8 protein-coding genes and 1 pseudogene are annotated in these 11,486 nt (G+C 66.3%); 3 read left to right on the forward strand and 6 right to left on the reverse strand.

What is annotated here, in order from left to right:
- Window positions 1-15: 15 nt before the first annotated feature.
- The 6 genes from ACFV5N_RS03355 to ACFV5N_RS03380 all read right to left on the reverse strand — a co-directional run bounded on the left by ACFV5N_RS03355 (window position 16) and on the right by ACFV5N_RS03380 (window position 8,675).
- Window positions 16-2,166 carry a DEAD/DEAH box helicase family protein gene (locus ACFV5N_RS03355; protein ID WP_385593404.1) on the reverse strand — a complete coding sequence of 717 codons (2,151 nt, stop codon included), beginning with the start codon at window positions 2,164-2,166 and terminating at the stop codon, window positions 16-18.
- Window positions 2,166-3,965, reverse strand: coding sequence for a hypothetical protein (locus ACFV5N_RS03360; protein ID WP_385593407.1), 1,800 nt, complete (start codon window positions 3,963-3,965; stop codon window positions 2,166-2,168). Before ACFV5N_RS03360 ends, ACFV5N_RS03355 begins: the two co-directional genes overlap by 1 nt.
- 307 nt (window positions 3,966-4,272) lie before the next feature.
- Entirely contained in the window at window positions 4,273-4,449 is a 177-nt protein-coding gene (locus ACFV5N_RS03365; protein WP_385593410.1) for a hypothetical protein, read from the reverse strand.
- 606 nt (window positions 4,450-5,055) lie between these two features.
- Window positions 5,056-5,223, reverse strand: a complete 168-nt coding sequence (locus ACFV5N_RS03370; protein WP_385593413.1) for a hypothetical protein — start codon at window positions 5,221-5,223, stop codon at window positions 5,056-5,058.
- 881 nt (window positions 5,224-6,104) lie between these two features.
- A complete protein-coding gene (locus ACFV5N_RS03375; protein ID WP_385593426.1) occupies window positions 6,105-7,277 on the reverse strand; it encodes a serine hydrolase domain-containing protein in 1,173 nt (390 codons plus the stop codon).
- Between the two features lie 75 nt (window positions 7,278-7,352).
- Window positions 7,353-8,675 (reverse strand): transcriptional regulator, encoded by a 1,323-nt coding sequence (locus ACFV5N_RS03380; RefSeq protein ID WP_385593416.1) that lies wholly within the window; start codon window positions 8,673-8,675, stop codon window positions 7,353-7,355.
- A 353-nt stretch (window positions 8,676-9,028) separates the two neighbouring features.
- Between ACFV5N_RS03380 and ACFV5N_RS03385 the strand changes: the two genes are divergently transcribed.
- The 3 genes and pseudogenes from ACFV5N_RS03385 to ACFV5N_RS03395 form a co-directional block, all read left to right on the forward strand.
- The gene (locus ACFV5N_RS03385) at window positions 9,029-9,922 is read left to right on the forward strand and encodes a phosphotransferase (RefSeq protein ID WP_385593418.1); all 894 of its coding nucleotides are present in this window, start codon (window positions 9,029-9,031) and stop codon (window positions 9,920-9,922) included.
- A gap of 82 nt (window positions 9,923-10,004) precedes the next feature.
- Window positions 10,005-11,255, forward strand: coding sequence for a methionine adenosyltransferase (locus ACFV5N_RS03390; protein WP_385593421.1), 1,251 nt, complete (start codon window positions 10,005-10,007; stop codon window positions 11,253-11,255).
- Window positions 11,255-11,486, forward strand: a pseudogene (locus tag ACFV5N_RS03395) (phosphotransferase); the annotation flags it as partial. The gene ACFV5N_RS03390 and the pseudogene ACFV5N_RS03395, both read left to right, overlap by 1 nt.

The following is an 11,486-nucleotide window of genomic DNA, read 5'->3' on the forward strand; positions in this document are numbered from 1 at the left end:
ACTTGCAGTGGGGTCTCAGGTGTCAAAGAGACCGTAGCGCTCGCGCACGGGGCGGAGGACATTGAGGGTGTCCCCCTCGTTGTCAGCGAGGTAGGCGAACTCTTCAACACGAGCCAGCTCGCGACGGAGCAGGCTGCGTTCGGTCTCGTACTGAATCGCGTCCCCGCCCGCAGGCGGCACGACGACGAAGTCGATGATGTCCGCGCGCTCCTTGCCGGGCGCCTTGCGCAGGACGCGGCCGCGGCGCTGAATGAACTGGCGGGGATTGGAGGAACTGGAGAGGAGGTAGGCGGTCCGGGAGGCCGGGACGTCCACGCCTTCGTCCAGGCAGCGCATGGAGGAGATGACCTGGAGGTCGTTATTCTCGAAGCGGCGCAGGACGTTCAGGCGGGCCGAGCGCTTCGTCTCCGAGGTGTAGCGGGCAGCCGGCATGTGCAGCTCATTGCCGACCATCTCCATGACCTGGTCGATCTGGCGCGCGCCATCGGTTCCGTGCTCGTGGAGGAGCGGGTGCTTGCCCTCGGCGCAGTAGATGAGCTGGTGGCTGGTGTCCCGGCGCTTCTCGATCTCCGCACGGAGGATCTCCAGCTTGCCGCGAGCGTGGCCGATGATGTCGGCGCGCTTCTTCAGGAGTCGGCCGAGCGGGCTGTCCCGGTCAGCGGTCTCTTTCAGGTCTGTGCCGGCCGCGATCAGACGGGCGATCTTCGCGCTGGTCACTGCGTAAAGCTCAGCTTCTTCTTCGTCCAGCTCCACGAGGATGGGCGTGTAGGTGTAGCGGCAGAGCGCGCCACGGCGAATGGCTTCACCGATGCCCATCTCGAAGACGACTCGGTCGAAGTAGCCGGTGAGGGCGTTGGTGCCCTCCTCATCGAACCAGCGCTCCGGGGTGGCGGAGAGGCCGAGGCGGTACTGGGCCTTCTCCGGGAGGCGGGTACGCAGGTGCGCGGCGCCGAGGTTGTGGGCCTCGTCCGCGATGAGGAGGAATCGCCCCCGATAGGAGCTGAGCAAATTCTGGAAGGCATCGCCGCCAAAAGTGGCGTTGGTGGTGACGATGATGCCGTCTCGAGTACCGCCGAGGGCGATGTTCTGAAGCAGGCTGTGTGCGCGTGGGGACCAATGACTGGTCGCCTCGTAGGCCCTCAACGGTGCCACGCCGAACCATTCGATGTCCTTGGTCCATTGGTCGACCAGATGCTGGTACGGGGCCACGACGACGGTGAGGAGTGAGGCGGACGCATCGTTCTTCCGAAGTAGCGTGCCGAGCTGGGAGGCAGCGGAAAGGGCGGTCAGAGTCTTGCCTGTGCCTGTGGCCATGCGGAGGATGCCTCGGCACTGGTTGCGGAACCAGTTCTGGACAGCTTCCTTCTGGTAGTCGCGAACCTTCAGACTGGGCGGGATCGCAAGCGTGCCAGGAGAAGGCAGCGGCGTCGTGCGGATGGGGGTTCCGCCGGTCGGAAGGTCGTCCAGCTCGTACTGGTCGGCGGTGGCCCGGGCGCTGCGCTCGACAATCACCTGGGCGGCCTCGGTGAACGGGATGACGCGCAGCATCTGTGTGCGGTTCTCCCAGAGGTCATCGAAGTCCTTACTTATGCGCGCGGCCCGGCGTGCATCGCTCGGGTCCCAGCTCCGGTAGACCTCGATCGCCTCGAAGTTACCGACAAGACCGGAGCGGGTCTCGTTAGCGCTGCCCTTGAAGGCGATGATATCTCGGCCGTCCCGGAAGATACCGATCTTCTCGTGGTACATGCCGACGCGACCACGCTCTTCGACATAAGCCAGCTTGAAATCGACTCGGTTCTCGGCGACCAGTTGTCCGAGCTTGCCAAGACCCCGGGCCGCCCGCGCGTCCTCGACCGCCTGCTCCAGGTCGCGAAGGGCAGCTCGCTGGAGGATTTCGCGCAGCTCGTAGCCGTTCTCAATGTCCTTGATGTCGGCCGGGTCAAGGTAGGGGGAGGCGATAATCCGCATGGTGCCGCCGCGCGCGGTGAACTCGTCAATTCCCTGCCCGAGCGTGGCGATCACGGATGCAGCGAAATAGCCCACGGCCCGGTCGTAGGCGGTGGAGGCGGCGAGGGCCGGCAAGTAGAAGTCCTCAACAAGGTTGTTGCGGTCGCTGCGGTAGTCGGCCTCCGTGCCGCAGTCGCGGAGGAAAGGGGAAGCCACCATCAGATCAACCCCAGGTGGTCCATGAGGTCGTCCACGTCGGGGGCCTCGTCGACGGGGCGTGGCTGCTGCTCAGCCGACGCATCGGTCTCAACGGTGCGGGCTGCGGGGACAGCTGCTTCCTCGGAGCCAACGTCCAGGTTTTCACCTATACGGCGGACGATCCCTCCGCGTGCGGTGAAGGGCACAATGGACATGGCGGCTCGCAGGCTGGACTCCTTGATGTCGAAGTCTCGGCGGAGAAGCGCCACGACTTTGTCTGCCTCAACCTGACCGCCGTGCGCATCGACCATGTCAGAGATCAGTTCCTTGATCGGCTTGTACACCGGGAGGTTCCACTCGGTCAGCGCCCACTGGTTCCGCTGGCTCCGGCTGAAGCGGGCATCCCCATCGATCTGCTGCCGGAGATACTGGACCCCGATGGCGACGCCCGTGCGCTCCTTCAGCTCCTCGACAGTCAGCGGGGTGTCCGCCTCACGCAAGGCGGCCTCCACCTTGTCAAGGCGTTCGCGCTCACGTTGTAGCCCGCCGCGCGAGCCGGCGCCGCCAGCAGCCTCGGTGATCGAAGCAGATGCTTCTTTTTCTCGAGAGGGCAGCCCTTGGGCCGGAATCGCTGCAGCGGAGGGTGCGGTCGTGTCGGAGCCGTCCTGGAGACGCCAGGCTCCCCTGGTCGTGATCGCGAAGCGCGCATCCGTGAAGAGCGCCTCCGTCACTTCCCTCTGTGGCACGACTCCGTCCAGTGCACTCTCGATGAACGAGGTGCTCATGCCCTCAGCGCAGTCTTTGAGAAGCTGCGCGATGAGGTCTCCAGGCGACGCCTCCAGACTCGTTTCGCTGGCACCATCCGCCAGCGCCTCTGCAAGGGGAATGGGTCCGGCACTCCCTGCTTCCCCACCTTTGACTTCCTCGCTCGCACTAGAAGGGCTATTACCCTCCGTAGCATTCGGCACCGCCGAGGCATCCTCGCCTCGCAGTGCCCGACGCCGCTCGGAATCGGTGGAGCGATCCGGCACAACCCAGCCCTTGTCCGCCGTGAAGGTGGCGTCGCGGAGCATGCGCGAGACCACTCCAAGCTCTCCGTCCGCCGACTCCGCCTCACTAAGAAGGTCACCGAGAGTGAGGATGCTGTCGCCGTTTTTATTTACTATGAGGAGGTCGGACAGCTGCTCGAACAACTCGGACAGCCCGCCAGAGACGACAACGGTCTCAGTCGACCGGGGCTCGGAGCGAGGCAACGAGATCTGGTTGCCCTCACAGTCGAGAGAGCAGTGGATCAGCCACTGACGCAGGGTGTCGAGGTCGCTGGGGACAGGCACCTGGCGTACGCCGAGAAGAGCAGAGGCTGTCGACAGGCTCATCGCCTCGTCTACATCAAGATCAAGGGCTCTCAGCGTGGCGGCACCACACTCTTCTAGATCACCCATGAAGATCCACTGTCCGGTCGGGGACGCGGAGATGGTCGCGTCCAGCCAGCGCATGCCGGTGAACAGGCGGAGGACGGTGAGCCTATCCCCAACGTTCTCGCCAAGCCAGGCATGGCGGTCCAGTAACGAACTGACGAGGCAGGGCTTCCGCAGGTCAAGCTCGGCGTGCTCTATCCAGGCACGGAGTACCGAATCCCCCTCGACACTGCGGTTGAACTCCTCCATGAGGAAGGCTCGGCACTGTCGCGCAGGCTCTCGAAGGCCATGCTGAGAAGCAAGTTCGCCCAGCGGAACTGGAGCCTCTGCGCAGAAGTGCTGCAGGACGAGGTCCCGGTTGAAGCTGCTGAGCCCCTTATACCAACGGTCGAACGTGTTCATGGCCTTCAGAGGTAGGGGTGGACAATGGTCAACGCGCTGGGAGCAGCGCCTCATCGCACGCGGCGATCGGGGCGCCGGTTACCGCACGTTGCAGGCGTCATTGGGTTTTTGTTCCAGCGCACCCCTGTGCCTCCTCCCCCCTCCTGGTACACCAGCGACAGCAGTGATGCTTCCAACGGTACGGGCGATGCCTCGAACTGATCCATTATTTCCAGAACTGCAGCAGACGCGAAACGGGCGGTCGCGGTTCCAGCTTCACGCCCGCCTGCATGTAGCGAATACTTCTCTAAGAGCTGTCCGCAACTGCCTACCCGCTGCCTGGCGCGGGCTGTGCCGGAAACTTGTCCTTCTCCCGCCGGTGCGGGTGCCAGCCGTCAAGGAACGGGCGTAGCTGATCGTCCGTCGGCGTCTCGTGGAAGTCGAGAGAGGCCAGGCCCTTGCCGTTCACGGTGGTGTCGAGCCGGTCGGCCTCCGTTTTCCCCAAGCCGACCACTCCCGCAGTCTCCCGGTTTCGAGGGCGTCATCCGACGTTGTGGCGGCCTCGTCCAGGGCGACGCAGAACGCTCGGATCTCTGCGGCGGACCTCCACCGCTCAAGAGCTGTGTCGAACCGCTCGGCCCTCACCGAGTGGACAGCCTTGACCGAGGCGGCGCCGACGGCGGTCTCCCACTCCCGCCGTTCCCATTCCTCTCGCAGGCGCCAAAAACTCCTCCGCCTCCTGTACAGCCGTGCCCGCTCCTGCTCCTACGCGTGCGCCTTAAGCGCCCGGAAAACCGACTCCGTCTGCTCCTCCAAAGGCTTCTTGGCGGAGTCGGCCCACTCCTTCTTCCATCCGTAGCTATGGCCGTAGCCATAGCCCGAGTGCTGGCCGATCAACAGTTCGAGCTCACCGGACGGCTCGTACCTGTGCTCAGGGCTGACCCGTTGCCAGTCGTACGTACGTCGGGCCCGGCAGCTTGGGTACGTATCGGACCTGTTTCTGCCGCTCGCGGAAGCTGACCTCGTACGTCCTGCCGTGGACGGTGAGCAGCGGCCTCGGTTGCCTGCGCTTCTTGGACACCGCGATCTCGCCGTGGCGGGCGAGGCCCTGCTAGGCGAGGAGTCGGAGCAGCGAGAGAACCCGGGGCAGGACCTCCTCCGAGATCTCGAAAGCACTGTGGTCCGCCGACACTGCGGCGATCACATCCTCGACATCGGTGACCACCCGGCTGCGCGCCAGGCGGATCCGGTTCCACTCGGTGTCGTCCTCGCCGGTCACCCTCAGCAGCCCGAGGAAGAAGTCCCCTTCGCCCGCCCGCTGTACTTCAGGTGGTCCCCCTCGGGGGCACACGGGCCGGGCTGTGTCGAAGGCCCTGCGGTAGCGAGCCCGCTCCTCCTCACTCGGGTTCGGAATTCGGGGGAACCGCCCAGCCTGCTGCACCTCCGCGATCAGAGCGGATCCGACCTCCGCCGGCGACGGCCGTGAGGGCTTCGCGGCACGTTGGGGTGCGGATCTCACCGGGGACGAGGCAAGCGGCCTGCTTCTGCGCTGGAAGGGCCTTCTGCATCCCATGATCTGTCGGCCTCCGCATGCGCTGAACCGGCTCCGGCCGGCCCGGGTGATGGCCGTGTTCCAGGTAGAAGCGCCCAGCGTCGGTGATCTCCGCCTGCCACTTCCCGCCTTTCCTTGGCATGGTGGCCAGGCCCCGCCCCTTGAGCGCACGGGCCGTAGTAGCGAGCTCCGGCTGTCCGACGTGACGGGCTCGGCTCCGCCCCGGATGCGGGTGAGGAGCGCGAGCTGCCGGTCATTCAACACAGACCAAGAATGCATGACGATCGTCGTACCGTCTGTAGCCACCCACAAGCAAGCAGTATCCGAAGATCGTCCCGGCACAGTGGCGTTGTCGTTGGCTTGATGCGCCACTGCTCGCCGGCAGTCTCGCCGGCCGGTGCGCTGTCGGTCCTGCGGCGTTTGCAATTCGTCGCCTGGCTGAGACGGGTGTTCCCGATGAGACGGACAGGGCGTCCGAGGCCGTTTGGAGGTGAGCATGTCCTAGATCCGCATGTCACGCTGACGACACCCTTCGTGCGCGCCGCTCGGGGCTCACTGCCGGCGGCCAATGCGGACGCAGTGTTCCATGGCACGGGGCACCCACCCCTTTACGCCACTGACCTCCGCACTGCGTCAACCAGCGACTGCGCACGCGTGTCGTCGGGGCCCCCGATGATCTGGTTCATCACATAGCCGAAGGCGATGCCGTGCTCGGGGTCGGCGAAGCCGAGCGAGCCTCCTCGACCGGTGTGGCCGAATGAGCTCGGACCGATCATGGGGTTGGTCTCGGTGGACAACATGTAACCGGAGCTGAACCGGCTCGGCTCCACTATCACTTGGTCCGGCCCGCTGGCCTGTTGGGCGGTCGCCGACACGAGGGTCTCCGGGGTGAGCAGACGCACGCCGTCCACCTCGCCGATCAACGAGGCGTACATCCTCGCGAGTCCGCGTGCTGTCCCGACGCCATTGGATGACGGGAGGTCCGCGGCCTGCACCTCGGGAGAATTGAAGTCGATCTGAGCCGGGTCGGTAACCGCGTACGCCCTGTTGGTCAACGAGTTCGGGTCGCGCCAAGCGGCGACCAGATCGCGGAGTTTCTCGGGAACCGACTCGGGAGGCACGGTGGTGAGGTCGACGTCTGGCTGCTGGTACACCATCCGGCTGACCCGGTCGCGTTCGGTCTTGGGCAGTCCGATGAAGAAGTCCAAACCCAGTGGGGCGGCGATCTCGTCGGCGAAGAAGCGTCCCGGCATACGCCCGGAAACCCGGTGGATCACCTCGCCGACCAACCAGCCCCAAGTCCGGCCGTGGTACCCGTGGGCGGTACCTGGAATCCACTGTGGAGGCTGGGCGGCCAGCGCGGCCACCATCGGCTGCCAGGCCAGCGCCTCGGCCAGTGGTACCGGCTGGTCCAGCGCAACCAGACCGGCCCGATGGGACAGCAGCCAGCGCACCGGGATGTCCGCCTTCCCCTTGGCGGCGAACTCCGGCCAGTACGCGGCCACCGGCGCGTCCAGTTCCAGCTCGCCGCGCTGAGCCAGCAGGTGCACCGCAGTTGCAGTCGCCCCCTTGGTCGCCGAGTAGACCAGCTGCAGCGTGTCCCGCGTCCACGGACGACCGGTGTCAGGATCGGCAACCCCACCCCACAGGTCCACCACCGGCCGACCATCCAGATACACGCACACGGCCGCGCCGACGTCTCCGCGCCGTAGGAAGTTCGCCGCGAATGCCTCGCGTACCGGTTCGAACCCGGCCGCGACCTCACCATTGATCGCCATCATGCCGCCCATCCTGGCACCTTGATCACCAGTTCCCAGAGGCGGTCGGTCACAGTCCTGGTGCGCAGCCAGTACTGATCACGCTGATACCGGCAGCGCCTGAAGGCGCTCGCGGAACTCGCGAACGGCCGGGACGGACTTGTGCGGTTCGAGCCTCTCCGAGAACTCCTTCAGGCGGCCCAGGGCCCGCACGGAACTGACCTTGTCCTCGAGGAGCTCGACTCCGTAGTTCGCGGCATCGAGCGCCCCGTCCAGGTCGTTGCCCGCGAGCCGGGCCTCAGCCAGACGGCTGGAGCGCACCGCCTTGTCCCGGGGGGCGGCCTTCTGGACGGAGGTCTCAAGCGAGCTTGTTGCGCGCTCCACCTGGCCCGCACGCAACAGGACCTTGCCCTCGGTCGATTTCAGCTGCGCCTCACCGAACCAGCCCAGCCAGTCCGGGTTCTCCTGCACCGTGTGGCGCTCCCAGAGGGAAGCAGCGCGGTTCAGTGCCGTGCCGGCCCTCTCATGGTCGCCGTCACGGGACAGCGCTTCGGCCTTGTGCAGGTAGAGGAAGGACTGGGTGTAGGGCGACAGACCTCGCGGAGCGTTGTCGATGGCGGTCGAGATGAGGTCGACCCGCTCGGCGGTCCGCCCAGCCTCAGAGACATGCACGCCCATCTCCGCCAAGACGAAGGCACCGAAGGCGTCGTCCGCAGCGGTACGGGCGCTGCGCAGAGCCCCGACGTAATACCGCTGGCCTGCGGACCGCAGCCCTGCGTCGTAGGCCATCCAGCCGGTCAGGTGGGACACCCGGGCCGCCAGTGCATACAGGCGTACACGGACCTTGTCCGTGTATCGGCCGGCCATCAGAAGACCTGTGATCAGGCCGAGGTCACCGCGCGCCTGCTCAAGGAGCCGTGCACCTCCGAGTTGGTCATCGAGCGTGCGGAGCGTGCTGATGCGCTGCTCGATCGTCGAGACCATCGTGTCCGTGACCTGATCACCGTCGAGCGCCGAGGCGAAGGCAGAGGGGGCCTCGGCCCAGCTCGCCGCAAGCCCCGTCAGGGAGACCCCCGTGATGGTGAGGAACCCCCGACGGTCCATGCGTCCGCTCCCCACCAGATCGGCCAGTGCCTCGACGGTACCGGCCTCCGTCCAGGGCGCTGTAAGTCCCGTGACCTCCCATACGGGGAGCCATCGCGGCCATCCTTCCGCCTGGGCCTGTTCGTACGGAACACGCAGCAGGTCAGCGAGGACGCGCTGAGCGTCCGTGTCCGGCTCCTGGCCCTGCTCCCACTTCCACAGGGTTGTGCGATTGGTCGCCAGGGGAATACCCAGTTGCTTCCCCCGTGCCTGCATGAGCCGGGCGAGCTCGGCCTTCCCCCATCCGCTCGACTGGCGGACGAAGGTCAGCGGGTGCATTGCTAACGACTCACCAGTCACGACGTGCCTTCCGTCAGCCCCGATCGGCGGTTGGGAGATTACCCGCGCTGACGTGCGCTGGCAGGTCCTCGGCGCAGAGAGAAACCCCCTAGAAACGTTCCCGCGCCGCCCCCGACTGGCTTCACTGATCACACCAGCCGATCAGCTGGCGATCTCGACGACCAGGACGTTGGCGGAACGCAGACGCCCAGCCAGGGAGCTCGGTTCCGCGTGAGATCAGCGATCTACTGATGGAGCTTCGTCATGCGCTGTCCGCCGACGAGTACCGCCTACCCGAGGTGGACACTCACGATCACCACGCCCCGTGTACCTGCACCGACAGGAGCCGTCACGTGCTCGATGACGACATGACGCTACGGATGGCTGAGCACCGGTACGGCCCGTTCGGCCGCGCGACCGTCAAGCCGTTCTCCAGAGCGCAGCGGGCGGTCGACGGCGGTGCTCTGCTGAAAACCTACGTGGGGGTTGATCCAGAGCGCCGGCGACGCCGTGAGGTCGAGTCAGTCCGGCACGCAGTTCACTGGGGTCTGTCGGTTCCGGAAGTCCTGGCTACAGGCAGGTGCAACGCCGATTCCTGGTCGGTGTTCCGCGTGCTGCCAGGCAGGCCATGTGGCGTTCGTACGGATCGAGCGATCGAGGAGTACATCGGCCACGTCCTCGGTCTGAGCCAGAGGCTTCACCGGTCTGCGCCCGGTTTGGCACCTGGTCCCGGCTGGAGCGATGAAGGAGGGTGCCCTGAGCCCCGACACAGCTTCCTCCTCAACCAGCTCTCTTCACGCTGCCGACTGCGGCCGTGGTGGGCAGCCTTGGCCGAGCCGCTCCAGCCCCTTGAATCGCATCCCGTCGTCTACCTCCACGGCGATCTCAAGCCCGAGCATCTCTTGGTCGGCGACCACCAGCTGAGCGTTGTCGACTGGGAGGCCAGTGCCCGCGGACCCGCCGTCGTCGACCACACCGACGTGGCGTTCCACCTCATACGCGACCTGCTGTACGCAGGTGTGGAGCCCCGTCGCATCCCGGTCGGACTCATGACCCGACTGCCGTTCAGCGGCCCTGTTCTGGCCTGGCGCCTACTGCTCTGGCTCGATCGCCGCCGGCCTCGGGACATCGACCTCATCGCGGCCCTCGATATTCACCGGCTTGCCGCCGAGGACCACGCCCCCGCTGCCTACGCGTCACTGGCTCGGGCTGTCGCGGCCCTGCGAGCCGCCGGTGTCCCGCGCTGAATACCCACTCGCTCACTGCTTGACCGGGTGCGCAAACGACCGCACTCATCCACCTTTTACCCATCTCGAACAGGAGTTCGCCATGCCTCGTACCAGCACGACCATCGGCAACAGCCACCTCGTCATCGACACCGCCGTGGCCAGACCCGCCGCGACGACCATCGTCGAGCGGAAAGGGCTCGGTCACCCAGACACTCTGGCCGACCACCTCGCCGAGCGTCTGTCCCGTGCCTACAGCCGCCACACCATCGCGCGCTTCGGCGCGGTCCTGCACCACAACTTCGACAAGCTCGCCCTTCTCGGCGGCGCGAGCGAGGTCCGATACGGTGCCGGCCGGATGACCGCCCCGATCAGGGTGCTCGTCAACGGCCGTGCCGCGCCCATGTGCGGTGGTGAGCCGGTTCCCGTCGAGGAGATCGTGGAGGCCGAGGTGCGGGCGTTCTTCGACGAACGGCTCCCCGAGGTCTCCGAGCATCTCGACATCGTCTTCAACATCACCAGCAATTCGAGCCCGGGTGCAGTTCTCACGGGTGACGACGTGCCCGACCGAACGCGTTGGTTCAACCCGCGGTCGATCGAGGACCTGAGGGAGCGGCGGGTGCGGCTGTCCAACGACACCTCACTGGGCACTGGTTGGGCACCGGAGAACACCTTCGAGTCGTTCGTCCGCGAGCTGGTGAACCACTTCTCCGGGGACAGCGAGTTCACCCGCACCCATGCCTGGTGCGGGTCGGACGTCAAGCTCATGGGCTACTGGGACGGGGAGAAGGCCGACGTCGTGCTCTGCGTCCCGCAGAAGTCGCGGTTCGTCGCCAGCCGGGCCGAGTACGTGCGGAACGCGGAAAGCGTGCTCGCCGAGTGCCACAGACTCGCCGCCCTCCGGCTGCCCGGTGCGGAGGCGTGGTTCCGGCTCAACGCGCGTGACGTTCCTGAGAAGGACGAGCTGTACCTCACGTACACCGGCAGCTCGATCGAGTCCGGCGACGAAGGCGTCGTGGGCCGTGGCAACCGGGTGAACGGACTGATCACGCCGCTGCGGCCGATGAACCTGGAAGGCGCCAACGGCAAGAACCCCGTGTACCACGTGGGCAAGCTCTACAACATCGCCGCGCGACGGCTCGCCGAACGGCTGCACGAGGCGACTGGGGAGCACGCCGAGGTGCACCTCGTGAGCGCTACCGGGCAGCGGCTCGACCAGCCGTGGCGGGTTCTGGTCCGCCTGTCGTCCCCGGATGCCGAGACGGACAAGGTACAGGCACTGGTGGAGGAGACGCTGGGAGAGTTCCCCGCCCTCACCGACGAGCTGGTCTCCGACGGGATCGTGCTGAGCTGATGCCGAAGCTGACGCTTGGAAAGGTCTCCCCGGAGTGCCGGGAGCGCCTGATCTCGCACTACGGCCCCGAGATCTCCGGGTGGCTCGACACCGTGCCGGCCCGGTTGGATCAGGCGGCGGAACTCTGGAAGCTCACGCTCGGTGAGTACCACGACGTCGGTCACGCCTCCGTGATCGCCACGGCCGACGCCCTCGACGGGCGTCCGCTGCTTCTCAAGGCATGGGCGGATC

The organism is Streptomyces sp. NPDC059853, assembly GCF_042731495.1.
Taxonomy (GTDB): Bacteria; Actinomycetota; Actinomycetes; order Streptomycetales; family Streptomycetaceae; genus Streptomyces.

Bases quoted from the DNA above. Each gene is read 5' to 3' on its own strand.
- ACFV5N_RS03380 (WP_385593416.1), bottom strand. From the start codon at position 8,675: ATGCACCCGCTGACCTTCGTCCGCCAGTCGAGCGGATGGGGGAAGGCC.
- ACFV5N_RS03360 (WP_385593407.1), bottom strand. From the start codon at position 3,965: ATGAACACGTTCGACCGTTGGTATAAGGGGCTCAGCAGCTTCAACCGG.
- ACFV5N_RS03355 (WP_385593404.1), bottom strand. From the start codon at position 2,166: ATGGTGGCTTCCCCTTTCCTCCGCGACTGCGGCACGGAGGCCGACTAC.
- ACFV5N_RS03375 (WP_385593426.1), bottom strand. From the start codon at position 7,277: ATGATGGCGATCAATGGTGAGGTCGCGGCCGGGTTCGAACCGGTACGC.
- ACFV5N_RS03390 (WP_385593421.1), top strand. From the start codon at position 10,005: ATGCCTCGTACCAGCACGACCATCGGCAACAGCCACCTCGTCATCGAC.